17 protein-coding genes and 1 pseudogene are annotated in these 13,978 nt (G+C 70.1%); 9 read left to right on the forward strand and 9 right to left on the reverse strand.

Annotated features, from left to right (window positions below):
* A partial coding sequence (locus HKK72_RS27645; protein WP_222721200.1) for a hypothetical protein occupies positions 1 to 341 on the reverse strand: 341 nt, incomplete at its 3' end.
* Between the two features lie 158 nt (positions 342 to 499).
* Positions 500 to 790, reverse strand: coding sequence for an antibiotic biosynthesis monooxygenase family protein (locus HKK72_RS27650; RefSeq protein WP_187237368.1), 291 nt, complete (start codon positions 788 to 790; stop codon positions 500 to 502).
* 68 nt (positions 791 to 858) lie between these two features.
* On the opposite strand from HKK72_RS27650, the gene HKK72_RS27655 reads away from it, so the two are divergent.
* From HKK72_RS27655 to HKK72_RS27680, 6 genes are read left to right on the forward strand one after another with little or no spacing between them, the layout of a single operon-like run.
* Entirely contained in the window at positions 859 to 1,221 is a 363-nt protein-coding gene (locus HKK72_RS27655) for a DUF6703 family protein (protein WP_187237369.1), read from the forward strand.
* Positions 1,222 to 1,253: 32 nt separating this feature from the next.
* Positions 1,254 to 2,216, forward strand: a complete 963-nt coding sequence (locus HKK72_RS27660) for a metal ABC transporter substrate-binding protein (protein WP_187237370.1) — start codon at positions 1,254 to 1,256, stop codon at positions 2,214 to 2,216.
* Positions 2,213 to 2,986, forward strand: a complete 774-nt coding sequence (locus HKK72_RS27665) for a metal ABC transporter ATP-binding protein (RefSeq protein WP_187237371.1) — start codon at positions 2,213 to 2,215, stop codon at positions 2,984 to 2,986. Before HKK72_RS27660 ends, HKK72_RS27665 begins: the two co-directional genes overlap by 4 nt.
* 25 nt (positions 2,987 to 3,011) lie before the next feature.
* A complete protein-coding gene (locus tag HKK72_RS27670) occupies positions 3,012 to 3,848 on the forward strand; it encodes a metal ABC transporter permease (protein ID WP_222721204.1) in 837 nt (278 codons plus the stop codon).
* The gene (locus HKK72_RS27675) at positions 3,845 to 4,228 is read left to right on the forward strand and encodes a Fur family transcriptional regulator (protein WP_187237373.1); all 384 of its coding nucleotides are present in this window, start codon (positions 3,845 to 3,847) and stop codon (positions 4,226 to 4,228) included. The genes HKK72_RS27670 and HKK72_RS27675 overlap by 4 nt, the downstream gene beginning before the upstream one ends.
* 39 nt (positions 4,229 to 4,267) lie before the next feature.
* Complete coding sequence (locus HKK72_RS27680) at positions 4,268 to 4,921, forward strand: adenylate kinase family protein (RefSeq protein WP_187237374.1); 654 nt, start codon at positions 4,268 to 4,270, stop codon at positions 4,919 to 4,921.
* Positions 4,922 to 4,994: 73 nt separating this feature from the next.
* On the opposite strand, the pseudogene HKK72_RS27685 reads toward HKK72_RS27680, so the two are convergent.
* The 3 genes and pseudogenes from HKK72_RS27685 to recO all read right to left on the reverse strand — a co-directional run.
* Positions 4,995 to 5,201, reverse strand: a pseudogene (locus HKK72_RS27685) (GNAT family N-acetyltransferase); the annotation flags it as partial.
* Between the two features lie 83 nt (positions 5,202 to 5,284).
* Positions 5,285 to 6,106 carry an isoprenyl transferase gene (locus HKK72_RS27690; protein ID WP_187237376.1) on the reverse strand — a complete coding sequence of 274 codons (822 nt, stop codon included), beginning with the start codon at positions 6,104 to 6,106 and terminating at the stop codon, positions 5,285 to 5,287.
* On the reverse strand, positions 6,103 to 6,894 hold the full coding sequence (gene recO, locus HKK72_RS27695; RefSeq protein WP_187237377.1) for a DNA repair protein RecO: 792 nt from the start codon (positions 6,892 to 6,894) through the stop codon (positions 6,103 to 6,105). Before recO ends, HKK72_RS27690 begins: the two co-directional genes overlap by 4 nt.
* A gap of 144 nt (positions 6,895 to 7,038) precedes the next feature.
* Here recO and HKK72_RS27700 point away from each other — a divergent pair, with 144 nt between their 5' ends.
* Together HKK72_RS27700 and HKK72_RS27705 are read left to right on the forward strand one after the other, a co-directional pair.
* On the forward strand, positions 7,039 to 8,070 hold the full coding sequence (locus HKK72_RS27700) for a M4 family metallopeptidase (protein WP_187237378.1): 1,032 nt from the start codon (positions 7,039 to 7,041) through the stop codon (positions 8,068 to 8,070).
* Positions 8,067 to 8,312 carry a protealysin inhibitor emfourin gene (locus HKK72_RS27705; protein WP_315987468.1) on the forward strand — a complete coding sequence of 82 codons (246 nt, stop codon included), beginning with the start codon at positions 8,067 to 8,069 and terminating at the stop codon, positions 8,310 to 8,312. The genes HKK72_RS27700 and HKK72_RS27705 overlap by 4 nt, the downstream gene beginning before the upstream one ends.
* A 218-nt stretch (positions 8,313 to 8,530) precedes the next feature.
* Here the strand turns inward: HKK72_RS27705 and leuA are convergent, their stop codons facing one another.
* The 3 genes from leuA to HKK72_RS27720 form a co-directional block, all read right to left on the reverse strand.
* Positions 8,531 to 10,219 (reverse strand): 2-isopropylmalate synthase, encoded by a 1,689-nt coding sequence (gene leuA, locus HKK72_RS27710; protein ID WP_187237379.1) that lies wholly within the window; start codon positions 10,217 to 10,219, stop codon positions 8,531 to 8,533.
* Between the two features lie 227 nt (positions 10,220 to 10,446).
* Positions 10,447 to 11,202 carry a dimethylargininase gene (ddaH, locus tag HKK72_RS27715; protein WP_187237380.1) on the reverse strand — a complete coding sequence of 252 codons (756 nt, stop codon included), beginning with the start codon at positions 11,200 to 11,202 and terminating at the stop codon, positions 10,447 to 10,449.
* Positions 11,199 to 11,813, reverse strand: a complete 615-nt coding sequence (locus HKK72_RS27720; RefSeq protein ID WP_187237381.1) for a zinc-ribbon domain-containing protein — start codon at positions 11,811 to 11,813, stop codon at positions 11,199 to 11,201. The genes ddaH and HKK72_RS27720 overlap by 4 nt, the downstream gene beginning before the upstream one ends.
* A gap of 128 nt (positions 11,814 to 11,941) precedes the next feature.
* Here HKK72_RS27720 and HKK72_RS27725 point away from each other — a divergent pair, with 128 nt between their 5' ends.
* Entirely contained in the window at positions 11,942 to 12,808 is an 867-nt protein-coding gene (locus tag HKK72_RS27725) for a hypothetical protein (protein WP_187237382.1), read from the forward strand.
* An 86-nt stretch (positions 12,809 to 12,894) separates the two neighbouring features.
* On the opposite strand, the gene era is transcribed toward HKK72_RS27725, so the two are convergent.
* Positions 12,895 to 13,809 (reverse strand): GTPase Era, encoded by a 915-nt coding sequence (gene era / locus HKK72_RS27730; RefSeq protein WP_315987469.1) that lies wholly within the window; start codon positions 13,807 to 13,809, stop codon positions 12,895 to 12,897.
* Positions 13,810 to 13,978: the final 169 nt, after the last annotated feature.

Genomic DNA, 13,978 nt, shown 5'->3' on the forward strand with positions numbered 1-13,978 from the left:
AGCGCCTCTGTACGGCCGACGAGGCGGGCGGGGCACTCCTGCTCCGCGCCGGGACGCCCCAGGTAGATCGCGTGCCGGTCGAACCGGACGCAGCGGTCCGGCTCCTGATCGAGCCGGTAGACCGGCCATCCGGCCGGCACGGCCAGCCGCAGACCGCCGTACCGGACCGTCTTCGTGCCGGCATGCGCACCGCCCGAACCCGCGACCGGACCCGCGCTGAGGCCCGTGCTCGGGTCTGAGCCCGGCAGGAGCGGCGGGGCGGGCGGGGAGCCACCGGGCACCGCGAGCACGGCGGCCATCATCCAGAGGGTTGCGGTCAGTGCGACGGCACGGCGCATCATCAACCCCCCGGGACCCGTGATGTCGCCTTGATCGCCGGGTGGGCGAGGGCTCAAACGATCCGGCCGGTGTCCCGCAAAGATCTTTCCTCGCGGGATGCGGTCGGTTGACCCGCGCCTGGCCGAGGCGGGCGACCGCGGGGAGGGCCGGGCGGCCGCACTCAGCTCGGCTCGGCCACCACGATCTCGTACGCGCCGGGCTCGTCGATGGCGAGCACCGACAGAGGGATGAAGGTCATCCGCACGTCATAGGCCCCGAGCCCCCTGCGGTAGAACCCGGCGCCGTCCCATTCGGTGACGAGGGCCCACAGCGTCGGATCGTCGACGGTGCGGCCGAGCCGGCCGGTCCGGTAGCCGGAACACGCCGCCAGCGCCCGCAGCACGGCGCTCGCCTGATCGGTGAAGGTCTCGGAGTCCTCGATCGGCACGCGGTATCTGGTTATCGCGATCACCTCCTCATCCTGGCAGCGTTGCCGCGTACCTTTGAACAGAGGCCGCCTTCGAGTACGGCGGGCCCTGAATGACGAGCGGCGAACACGAGCGGTGGGCGATGAATACCAGAGAGTCGGGCGCGGGTCGGCGTGATCCGGGATCGGACGGCGGGCTGCGGGCGGAGGTCGAGCGCCGTAGCGCGACGCTGGTGGTCTTCCTGTACCGCCTGCCCCGCTGGGTGCTCCTCGTCGCGGTCTTCGCGGTGCTCGCCGTCGGGATGCTCGTCCCGGGCTGGATCGGCGCGGCGGCGCTGCTGGTGTTGGCCGGCTTCCTGGGCTGGTTCGCGTTCCTCAACTGGCCGACGCTGGACAGTTCCGGAAAATTGCTCAGGCTCGCTGGTGTAGGCGTTTTGGTGGCCTTCGCAGTAGATCACGCACTCGGGGCGTTTTGACAATCGTTTTCATCTTCATTCACACTAATAGTGTGATTAGCACTCGTAAGGTCCGGCGTATCGTCTCAGGCGCCACGCTGACCGCGACCGCGCTGACGCTGACGACCTCCTGTGGCGGCGGTCCCGGCACCGCCACGGCGGACGGGGGCAAGGCGCGGGTGATCGGCGCCTTCTATCCCATGGCATGGATCGCAGAGCGGGTCGGCGGCGCCAGCGTCTCGGTCCACGGCCTCACCAAGCCCGGCGCCGAGCCGCACGATCTGGAGCTGACTCCGCGCCAGGTCGCCGAGGTGGGCGAGGCGAAGTACGTCGTCTACGTCAAGGGCGTACAGCCCGCCGTCGACGAGGCCGTCGCCCAGCACGCCAAGGGCCGCTCCCTCGACGCGGCGAGCGTGGTGAAGACGTTGCCGCCGGCCGAGGCGGAGGCCGAGCACGGCGAGGAGGAGCACGGCGAGGAGGAGCACGGCCACGAGACGTCGTACGACCCGCACATCTGGCTGGACCCGAGCCGCCTGGCGACCATCGCCACCACGCTCGGCGACCGGCTCGCCGACGTCGACTCCGCGCACGCCGCCGAATACCGCGCCAACGCCGCCTCCCTGAACGCGGAGCTCAACGCGCTCGACCGGGAGTTCGCCTCCGGCCTGCGGCAGTGCGGCCAGAAGACCTTCGTGACGTCGCACGCCGCCTTCGGCTACCTCGCCGACCGTTACGGCGTCACGCAGGTGTCGATCGCGGGAGTCGACCCGCAGAACGAGCCGTCGCCGAAGCGCCTGGCCGAACTCACCCGCGTGGTGCGCGACAACAAGGTTTCGACGATCTTCACGGAGACCCTGGTGAGTCCCAAGGTGGCGCAGACGCTCGCCAGGGAGGCCGGGGTCCGCACCGCGTCGCTGGACCCCCTGGAGGGCGTGGCCGAGGGTTCCAAGGACGACTACCTGTCGGTCATGCGCCGTAATCTGCAGGCGCTCCGCACCGCGCTGAGCTGCACATGACCGGCGCCGTGTTCACGATGACCGCCGGCCGCGTGCGGCTGGACGGCCGGGACGTGCTCAAGGACGTCGACCTGCGCGTCGAGCCCGGCGACGTGCTCGCGGTGCTCGGCCCGAACGGGTCGGGCAAGTCCACGCTGATCCGCGCCTGCCTCGGACTGGTGCCGATGGCCGCCGGGCGGGTCGAGATCTACGGCTCGGTTCCGGCCCGCTTCCGGGACTGGAAGCGCATCGGCTACGTCCCCCAGCGCCTCACCGTGGGCGGTGGCGTGCCGGCGACGGTGCGAGAGGTCGTCGCGTCGGGCCGGATCGCGCGTCAGTCCCGGTACCGCCCGTCCTCGAGCGCCGACCGGGCGGCGGTCGACCGGGCCCTGGCCGCCGTCGGCCTGACCGACCGCGCCCGTGACCCCGCGCACCGGCTGTCCGGCGGCCAGCAGCAGCGCGTGCTCATCGCCCGGGCGCTGGCCGGCGAGCCTGACACGTTCGTCATGGACGAGCCGACGGCCGGCGTCGACGCCGCGAGCCAGGCCGCCCTGGCCGCCACCCTGCGCCGGCTGACGGCGGAGGGCCGTACGGTCGTACTCGTCGCGCACGAGCTCGGGCCGCTGGAACCGCTCATCACCCGCGCCGTCGTCCTCGAGACCGGGCGCATCGCGCACGACGGCGCTCCGCCACGGCCAGAGGGCGCCTGTGCCCTGCCCGGTCACGAGCACGTACATCCGCACGCACCGAGCCCGGAAACCGCCGCCATCGCGTCCTGGGATCCGACATGACCAGGAGAGACCGGTCGTGACCGACATGCTGCAGTTCGACTTCATGCGCATCGCCCTCGTCATGGCGGTGCTCATCGGGCTCACCGCGCCGGCCATCGGCACCTTCATCGTGCAGCGCCGTCTGGCCCTGCTCGGGGACGGCATCGGGCACGTGGCCCTCACCGGCGTCGGGCTGGGGCTGCTGACGAGCACCTCCCCCATCCTCGGCGCCGTGGTCGTCTCGGCTCTCGGCGCGGTGGCGATCGAGGTGCTGCGCGCCCGCAGCAGGTCCGGCGGCGACGTGGCCCTCGCCCTGCTCTTCTACGGCGGCCTGTCCGGCGGTGTGATCCTCACGAGCCTGTCGGGCGGCAGCGGTGCCGGGCTGCAGGCCTACCTCTTCGGGTCGATCAGCAGCGTGTCGAAGGGCGATCTCTACGTGGTCGTGGGGCTGGCCGTCGCCGTCCTCGCCATCGTCGTGATGTTCGGGCGCGAGCTGTTCCTGCTGTGCCAGGACGAGGAGGTGGCCCGCGCGTCGGGTCTGCCGGTCCGCTTCCTGAGCCTGCTCATCGCCGTGACGGCCGCGGTCACCGTCGTGATCGCCATGCGCGCCATCGGGCTGCTGCTCGTCAGCGCCCTCATGGTGGTGCCGGTCGCCGCCGCGCAGCAGCTGACGCGAGGCTTCAAGAGCACGATGCTCCTGGCGATGGCGATCGGTGTACTGTCTGCGGTGTCCGGGCTCGTGGGCTCGTTCGAATTCAGCGTGCCGCCGGGTCCCTCGATCGTGGTGTTCGCGATGGTCGTCTTCATCGCGGCCGTACTCGGTGGGATACTGACGCGGCGGCGTAGCGGGTCCGATGACCAAGAGGTGGAGGTGGCGCGATGACGACGGCGCGTCGCGAGGCGGTCCGCCGGGTGCTCGCCTCCAACGAGGGATTCCGCAGCGCCCAGGACATCTTCGCCGACCTCCGCGCCGACGGTTCCAAGATCGGGCTCACCACCGTCTACCGGGCACTGCAGGCGCTGAGCGACTCCGGCGAGGTCGACGTCCTGCGCACCGACGACGGTGAGGCCGTCTACCGGGCGTGCGCGACCGAGCAGCACCACCACCACCTCGTGTGCCGGTCCTGCGGCCGCACCGTCGAGGTCGAGGGCCCGACGGTCGAACGCTGGGCCGAGGCGATCGGCAAGGAGCACGGTTTCGCCGAGGTCACCCACACCGTGGAGGTCTTCGGCACCTGCCCCGGCTGCGCCGGGTGCGCCTAGCTCTCACACGTACCGCCCCTGGTGTGTCAGGGTGCGGCTATGCGCAAGTACGTGATCGTCGGGGTGCAGGGCAGCGGCAAGGGCACGCAGAGCATGCTTCTAGCGCGTGATCTCGGTCTCGTGCACATCGCGGTCGGGGCCATCTTCCGCCGCCACGTGGACGACCGTACGAAGCTGGGCGCGCGGGTCCGCGACGTCATCGCGGCCGGTGAACTCGTCGAGGACGACGTGACCGAAGCGGTGGTACGCGATCGGCTGGAGCTGCACGACTGGAACCACGGATTCGTCATCGACGGCTTCCCGCGCAATCGGCATCAGGCGGAGTTCTTCCTCGAACGCTATGACATCGACGCGGTCATCCATCTCGATCTGCCGGGCGATGAAGCCCGTCGCCGCGTGCTCGCGCGCCGCGTCTGCGCCGAATGCGGCGCCACCGAGCACGGGGGCACCGCACACGGGGTCGCGGGTGGCGCGCGCTGCGAGGCGTGCGGCGGCGAGCTGATCGGCCGGACCGACGACACCGAGGAGTCACTGGCCGAGCGGCTGCGGCTGCACCGCGAGAACATCGATTCGGTGCTCGACGCCTTCCGGCGCAAGGAGCGCGTCCTCACCTTCGACGCGTCCCCCGGCGTGGACGCCGTGCAGCGCGAGATCCGCCGCGTCCTCGATCTGCCGCCGCCCTCCCGGCCGTGATGTCGCGGTCATCGGTGCCACCGACCGGTCCCTGACGGCGACCGGCCTCACCGGCCCTCAGGTCACGAGGACATCATCCCTCGATGGAGCGGCGGTACATGAGGTAGCGCCGCCAGGGCAGGTAACCCAGGCGGCCGTAGAAGTCCGCACGGACCGTCCAGTCGATGAGGCACGTGCGGATGCCCCGGTCGCGTAGCAGCTCCGATGCGCGGGCCACCATCGCGGTGCCCACCCCGAGATCTCGGGCGGCCGGAGCCACGCCGACGCACCCGATGCTCCCGACCGCGGGCCGAGGGGAGGTCGCCGGGCACTCCCGGCCAGATCGGGGCGTCTCGCGCGAGCGCGGTCGTGCCCCTCAGTCCGCTATCCGGCGGGCCGTGCCGCCTGTGCGGGGTAGGGCGCGGGCTCGACCGGATTGGGGACGGCACCGCCGTAACGGCGGTCACGGCCGGCAAAGATCTCGCACGCGTGCCACAGATGCCGCCGGTCGAAGTCCGGCCAGTGCGTGTCCAGGAACACCATCTCGGCGTAGGCCGACTGCCAGAGCAGGAAGTTCGAGACCCGCTGCTCGCCCGACGACCGAAGGAACAGATCCACATCCGGGATGCCCGGCTCGTCCAGATAGCGCGCGAACACCTTCTCGCTGATCCTGTCGGGGTTGAGTTTCCCCGCTGCGACGTCTCGGGCGATCGCCGCCGCAGCGTCCGCGATCTCTGCCCGCCCCCCGTAGTTCACGCAGAACTGCAGGGTCAGCACGTCGTTGTCGCGGGTCAGCTCCTCGGCGTCCTCAAGCTCCTTGATCACGCTGCGCCACAGTTTCGGGCGCCGGCCGGCCCAGCGGACCCGTACGCCCATGGCGTGCAGCTGGTCACGGCGGCGGCGGATGACCTCCCGGTTGAAGCCCATGAGAAAGCGGACCTCATCCGGGGAACGCCGCCAGTTCTCGGTGGAGAAGGCGAACGTCGAGACGTTCTGGATCCCGAGCTCGATGGCCCCCATGAGCACGTCGAACAACGAGTGCTCGCCCTGCTTGTGGCCCTCGATTCGCGGCAGCCCGCGATCCTTGGCCCAGCGGCCGTTACCGTCCATGATGATGGCGACGTGCCGGGGCACCAGGTCCTTCGGGATCTCCGGTGGCCGGGCGCCGCTCGCGTGGGGTTCTGGCTGTCGCAGGTGACGGTTCAAACTCGCTCCTGATCCAGGAACGCGACGCCCCCGTCCGGCGGGTGCCGGTGCCCTGGCTCTTCGCGCTCGACGTGCTTCAACGATCTGATGTGATGCTCCAGGTGCCACTGGAGGTAGGCCGCGACGAGGCCGCTGCACTCTACCCGGTACCGGGGTTCGCTGACGTCGGCGAGATCCCAGTCCCCGCGCAGCAGCGCCGCCATCAGTTCGAACGTCTGGGCGGCCGGCGTGGCGGCCCCCGGCAGGCGGCACCGGGCACAGATCCCGCCGCCCGCCGCGATGGCGAAGGCCCGCAGCCGGCCCCGTTCCCCGCAGCGCGCGCACTCGTCCAGCGAGGGCGCCCATCCCGCCACCGACAGCGAGCGCAGCAGGTAGGCGTCCAGCACCAGCCGGGGATCGTGACCGCGCTCCACCAGGGTGCGCAGGCCGCCGACGAGCAGCAGGAACTGCCGCAGCGCCGGCTCCTTCTCCTCGGTGGTGAGTTTCTCGGCCGTCTCGAGCATGGCCGTCCCCGCCGTGTAACGCGGATAGTCGGCGACGAGCGGCTCACCGTACGGGCGGAGCGTCTCGGCCTGGGTGATCAGGTCCAGCGAGCGCCGCTCGTAGAACTGCACGTCCACATGGGTGAACGGCTCAAGCCGCGCTCCGAATCGCGATTTGGTCTTGCGGACCCCCTTGGCGGCCGCCCGCACCCGGCCGGTGCGCCGGGTGAGGATGGTGACGATGCGGTCGGCCTCGCCCAGCTTCTGGGTGCGGAGGACGATGCCTTCGTCGCGGTAGAGCGTCACGAGCCCATTCTTTCGCACTTCACGACATAGGTTGACCCGGCCACGGACCTGGGCCGCGCCGGTCACCCGGGGTGACCGCATTCGGTCTCGCAGGGCGGCCGTGAGCGGTGGCGGGGCGCGCCCTCCGGTGGCAGCGTGACAGCCATGAGAATCTGCACGATCGTCCCTCCGCACATCCTGGAGGAGGTCGCCGCACGCACGGATGACCCCGCGCTCCGGGACATCGCGCGCCGCACCGCCGTCCTCAGCACGGCACAACGCACGGAACGCCGCATCACGCCGATCAAGCCGTGCGAACCCCTCGAGGACTTCGTCCCCGACCGCACCATCAAGGATGCCGAGAACCTCGAAGAACTGCCCGGCGAGATCGTACGCGCTGAGGGCGGTGCCGCGACGGGAGACGGCATCGCCGACCAGGCCTACGACTGGCTGGGCGTGACCTTCGACTTCTTCGAGGCCGCCTACCGCCGCAACTCCATCGACGGCGCGGGCCTGTCGATGATCTCGACCGTCCACTACGGCAAGAACTACGACAACGCCTTCTGGAACGGCGAGCAGATGGTGTACGGCGACGGCGACGGAACGCTGTTCACCGCCTTCACCGGACCGCTCGACGTCACAGGGCACGAGCTCACGCACGGGCTCACCCAGCACACGGCGAACCTGGACTACTACGGTCAGTCCGGCGCGCTCAACGAGTCCATGTCGGACGTGTTCGGGGCGCTGATCAAGCAGTACCACCTCGGGCACACCGCGGATCAGGCCGACTGGATCATCGGGGAGGGCCTGCTCGCACCCGGGGTCAACGGTGTCGGCCTGCGCTCGATGAAAGAGCCGGGCACCGCCTACGACGACCCGAACCTCGGCAAGGACCCACAGCCCGGCCATATGAACGACTACGTGGAGACCTACCGCGACAACGGCGGCGTGCACATCAACTCCGGCATTCCCAACCGCGCCTTCTACCTCGCCGCGACAGAGCTCGGCGGGCGTGCGTGGGAGCGCGCCGGCCGGATCTGGTACGACACGCTCACCGGCGGCGGACTGTCGGAGACCATCGAGTTCGCGGCGTTCGCCGCCGCCACGGTCGAAACGGCGTCGAGGCTCTACGGAGCGACGGCCGCCGAGACCGGCGCGGTGAGAAACGCCTGGAACGGGGTAGGCGTCGTCTTGTGAAGGTGACCGTGATCCGCAGCGGTGGTTTCGCCGGGATCGAACGACGCGGCGAGGCCGACACCGCCGCGGATCCGGTGCTCAAAGGGCTGGTCGATCGGATCGATCTCGGCGCCGTTCCGCCGCCCGGGCGCGGCGCCGACCAGTTCATGTACGAGATCGAGGTCGACGGCCGCACAGCGGTCGTCAACGAGACCCAGCTCAGCGGCCCTCTACGCGAACTGGTCGAGCGCGTGATGGGTTGATGCTGTGCTCATGGCCTCGCTCCGCTCGGCGGCCCGGGGCGCCCCTAGGCGCCGCCTTCCCTCGTCGCTCCCGAGCGCTCGTTCCTCGCGCTCGCTCGCTCCTCGGTCCAGACGGCGCCGCGCCCCGGGCAAACGGCTCTTCCGTCGCCCGGGGCGCTCCAGGCATTCCGTCGCCTTAGAGCACCCCGGGCATTTCGTTGCCGGGGAGGGGTGCTCGGTCAGGCGGTGCCGATTCGGGCGGCGCGGTTCACCGTGGACAGCACGGCCTTGAGGGAGGCGGTGACGATGTTGGCGTCGACGCCCACGCCCCAGAAGACGGTGTCGCCGATCTGGCTCTCGACGTAGGCGGCGGCCTTGGCGTCGCCACCGGCGCTCAACGCGTGCTCGTGGTAGTCCAGCACCCGCACATGGACGCCGATCGGCGTGAGGGCGTCAACGAACGCCGAGATGGGGCCGTTGCCGATCCCCTCGATCTCGCGGATCTCACCGTCGAGCCGCACGTCGCAGTTCAGCAGGTCCTTCTCGTCCACCCGCGAGGACGTTCGGTGCGCGAGCAGGCCGATGCGGGGTCCCGCGGTGAGGTACTCCGCCTCGAAGATCTGCCACATCCGCTCCGCGGTGACCTCGCCGCCCTCGCTGTCGGTGTGCTCCTGGACGACCCGGGAGAACTCGATCTGCAGCCGCCGCGGCAGGTCCATGGAGTGCTCGGCCTGCATGATGTACGAGACGCCGCCCTTGCCGGACTGGCTGTTGACCCGGATGACCGCCTCGTAGGAGCGGCCGACGTCCTTCGGGTCGATGGGCAGGTAGGGCAGCGCCCAGCCGAACTCGTCCACCGGCACGCCCGCTGCGGCCGCGTCGCTCTCCAGCGCCGCGAAGCCCTTCTTGATGGCGTCCTGGTGCGATCCGGAGAACGAGGTGTAGACCAGGTCGCCGGCGTAGGGATGCCGCTCGTGCACCGGGATCTGGTTGCAGTACTCGACCGTGCGGCGGACCTCGTCGATGTCGGAGAAGTCGATCTGGGGATCGACTCCCTGTGAGAAGAGGTTCATGCCCAGCGTCACCAGGCAGACGTTGCCGGTGCGCTCTCCGTTGCCGAACAGGCACCCCTCGACCCGGTCGGCGCCCGCCATCACGGCCAGCTCCGCGGAGGCGACGGCCGTGCCTCGGTCGTTGTGCGGGTGCACCGACAGGCAGACGTGCTCACGGCGGGACAGGTTGCGGCTCATCCACTCGATCTGGTCGGCGTAGACGTTCGGCGTCGATCGCTCGATCGTGGACGGGAGGTTCAGGACGATCTCGCGACCCGGCCCCGGCTGCCACACGTCCATGACCGCTTCGCAGACCTCGAGCGCGAAGTCCAGCTCGGTGTCGATGAAGATCTCGGGTGAGTACTCGTAACCGAAGTCACAGTCACCGAGGTAGCGCTCGGCGAACTTCATGACGTGCTGGGTGCCGGTGACCGCCAGCTGCTTGCACTCCTCGCGGTCGATGGCGAACACCACCCGCCGGAACAGCGGCGCGGTCGCGTTGTAGAGGTGCACGGTCGCCTGTGCGGCCCCGGCCAGCGACTGGACGGTACGCTCGATGAGCTCCTCGCGGGACTGCGTCAGCACCGAGATCCGTACGTCGGCCGGGATCCGGTCCTCTTCGATCAGCTTGCGCACGAAGTCGAAGTCGGTCTGGCTGGCCGCCGGGAATCCGACCTCGATCTCCTTGTAGCCCATGCCGACGAGCAGCTCGAACATCGACAGCTTGCGCGCCGGGCTCATGGGGTCGATCAAGGCCTGGTTGCCGTCACGCAGGTCGGTGGACAGCCAGCGCGGCGCCTTGGTGATGGTGTTGGCGGGCCATGTGCGATCCGGCAGGTCGACCGGCTCGAAGGGGCGGTAACGCCGAAAGGGCATGCCACTGGGTTGTTGCTGGAACATGGGTTGATGACTCCGTCTGCTCGGGTCCTGCGGCCGACGATCACGTCAAAGCCCCGCGACGAGGGGCCGACCGTTTTACAGGTCCCCGTCGCGGCCGCTAAGGAGGAGCAGCTCACAGAGCACGTCCATAAAGTAACAGACCTGCTGCGCTTCGCCGCAATCGAGACCCGGCGGACCGGCGCCCGCGAGCAGCGCGTGGCGGGTCAGATCAGTACGGACAGACAGGTCACGCAGCCTTCGAGCGCCTCGAACTCACTGATGTCGACGGCGGTGACGGCGTAACCCTCGGCTCTGAGCTGCTCGGCCGTGCGCGGGGCCGATGTGGCGAGCAGCACATGGCCCTCGTCCAGGACCACGATGTGGGCGCCCTCGGGTTCAGGGGCCACGCGCAGGCCCGGCAGAGCGGAGGTGTCCACCCATTCGGGCACGCCGATGAGGGAGCCGTCGGGCAGCGCGGTCATCGCCGTCTTCAGATGGAGGCAGCCTTTCACCGACACCGGCACCACTCTGCGGCCGAGCCGGCTGAAGTGACGGGTGATCTGGCAGATCGCGTCCTCGTTGGTGCGCGCGGACCGGCCCACGTACACCGTCTTGCCGACCTGCAGGACATCCCCGCCGTCGAGGGTGCCCGGCGCCTCGATATGGGCGACCTCGAGGCCGAGGTCGCGGACGGCCTTCTCGGTCCCGATCACCTCGGGGCGTCGCGACGGCGCGCCGGGCCGGGTGAGCACGGCCAGCCCGTCGCACACGACCACGGTGTCCTCGACGAAGACCGCGTCCGGCCGGTCGTCCGCCGGCGCCACCGGCTGGACCCGTCGGCCGGCCGCCTCGAGTGCGGCGACGTAGGCGGCGTACTGACGCGCGGCGAGCCCGATGTCCACGAGGCGCCGGTCGACATGGGTCACCATGCCCTCGGCGAGCCGCGGCCCCGGGCGCCGCACCAGCGCGGTGCCACTCATGGGTTGGCGGCCCCCTCCGTCATCACGATCACGCCGAACGCGTGCGCCGATGTCATGCCGAGCCGGTCGGCGACGCGGTGCAGCGCCTGCCGCTCGCCGTCGCTGAGCGGCCCGTCGGCCAAGGCGACCCGGACGACCTGGGCAAGGAACCACTCCTTGGCCTCGGTCGCCAGTTGCGCCCCGGCCCGGGCGATCTCGTCGTCGAGATGGTGGCCGGACGAGACGAGCGCGAGCTCCAGCGCCTCGTCGCCGTACTCCTCGTCGCCATAGCCGCGTACGGCCTCGACCGCACGGCGTCGCGAAGCGTCTCCGGCCGAGCCGTCCGCCGTCAGTACCGTCGCCACGGCCGCGCGCATGCCCGCCGGCAACGCCTCGGTCATCTGCCGGACGGTCGGTAGCCGGAGCACGGAGACGCCGAACCTGGTCCGGCAGGCCTCACACTCGACGGTCTCGCCGAGCCGCCGGAGCGGTATGACGGGCACGAAGAAGAACGTGAACCAGCGTCGGGCGACCCGCCGGCGGTACCTGCGGTCGCCGCCGCAGTTCGGGCAGTGGAACGTACCTCGACTGACGGTACGGAAGAAGACCGACAACCCGAAAATCAGCAACACCGGGCTCTCCTCACATAACGGACCCCATGCCCAACGTACCGACACAAAGCCCCCATGGGGACGGGGCACGCACAAGCGAGATCCAGAGCGGTAGGCACAAACCCGCACGACCTTCTACGCTTGCACTCATGAGCCAGCCAGACGACTACGGTCAGGGGGGCTACGGCGGGGGCGGCCAGCCCCCGCAAGGCTACCCCGGCCAGCAGTCCGGATATCCCGGACAACAGCAGCCCTACCCGGGCCAGCAACCGCAGCAAGGCTACCCCGGGCAGCAGCCCGGGTACCCAGGTCAGCAGCCGGGGTACCCCCAGCAGCCCGGTTACCCGGGCCAGCAACCGCAGCAAGGCCACCCAGGACAGCAGCAGGGCTACCCGGGCCAGCAGCAGGGATATCCCGGGCAGCAGCAGGGCTACCCGGGCCAGCAGCAGGGTTACCCCGGGCAGCAGCAGGGCTACCCCGCCCAGCAGCAGTACCAGGGCCAGGGGTACCCGCCCCAGTCCGGCTACGGCACGAGCGGTGCCTCCGGCGCGCCGAATCCACTCAGCTTCGTCGCGATCGGCGCGGCGGTGCTCCTGTTCATCTCGACCTTCCTGCCCTGGGCGAAGGCCACGATAAGCGGTAGCGGGCTCTCGCAGCTCAACCGGAGCGAGTCCGGGTCCGGTTTCGAGGACTGGACCGGCAAGCTGGTGGCCCTGGCGGCGCTGGCCGCGATCGGCGTGATCGTCGCGGCCATCGTCAACAAGAACGCCAAGCTCGCCACGCTCGCGGCGGCGCCGGCCGGTCTCTCACTGCTGCTGCTCGTGATCTTCCTGTTGCGCCTGCAGAGCACCAAGGACAAGGTCCTCGGTGCCCTCGGCAGTCTCGGCGGCGGATTCGACGTGGACGTCTCACTCGGCTTCGGCTGGTACTTGGCGTTGCTGCTGTCGCTCGCGGTGATCGGCCTCAGCGTGATCAGCATGGTCACCGGCAAGAAGCCCACCACATCCGCCTACTAGCCGCCCGTCGTCGTGGTCATGCAGGGTTCCACGCCACACGCGCGAACAACTGCATGATCACGGCCGGGTCGGTCGGCCTCGATTGATCAGTCGTCGAAGCCGAGTCGGCGCAGCTGCTTGGGGTCGCGCTGCCAGTCCTTGGCGACCTTGACCCGCAGGTCGAGGAAGACCTTCGTGCCGAGCAGCGCCTCGATCTGCTTGCGGGCGTTGGTGCCGACGTCCCGCAGCCGAGCCCCCTTCGTGCCGATGACGATCGCCTTCTGGCTCGGCCGCTCCACGAACAGGTGGGCGTAGACGTCGACGAGGTCGTCACGGCCCTCGCGGGGAGCCATCTCGTCGACGACGACCGCGATCGAGTGCGGAAGCTCGTCGCGCACCCCCTCGAGCGCCGCCTCCCTGATCAGCTCGGCCGCGAGCAGCTGCTCGGGTTCGTCGGTCAGATCTCCCTCGGGATAGAGGGGCATCCCCTCCGGCAGGTGGCCCACGAGCAGATCGCTCACCACCTCGAGCTGGTAGCCGTCCCGCGCCGAGACCGGCACGATGTCGGCCCACTCCCCGAGCTCGCCCACCTGGAGAAGCTGATCCGCGAGCTGCTTCTTGGAGACCAGGTCGGCCTTGGTGACGATCGCGACGATCGGCGTCTTCTTCACCTGGACGAGCTCGCGGGCGATGAACTTGTCTCCGGGGCCGACCGACTGGTCGGCGGGAATGCAGAAGCCGATGGCGTCGACCTCGGTGAGCGTGGACCGGGCCAGGCTGTCCAGCCGCTCCCCCAGCAACGTACGCGGCTTGTGCAGCCCAGGGGTGTCCACGATGATCAACTGGGCGTCGGGGCGGTGCACGATCCCGCGGATGGCGCGCCGGGTCGTCTGCGGGCGGCTGCTGGTGATCGCCACCTTCGTGCCGACGAGCGCGTTCATCAGCGTCGACTTGCCCACGTTGGGGCGACCGATGAAGCAGGCGAACCCGGACCGGAACTTCGCGGTGGTTGGTGACGTCACGGCGTCATTCTCCCGTACGGCCGGAACGGATGCTCCCACGCCTCAGGGCGTCAGCGTTGCCCGGAGAGCGCCGTCGAGACCGGCGACGAGCACCGGGGCCTTGCCGCCTAGGTCGCGCACCGCCTCGAGGTCGCTCTCCTCGACCGATTCTCCCCGGGTGACGACGGCC

It is taken from the genome of Actinomadura sp. HBU206391, from assembly GCF_014323665.1.
Lineage (GTDB): Bacteria > Actinomycetota > Actinomycetes > Streptosporangiales > Streptosporangiaceae > Actinomadura_C.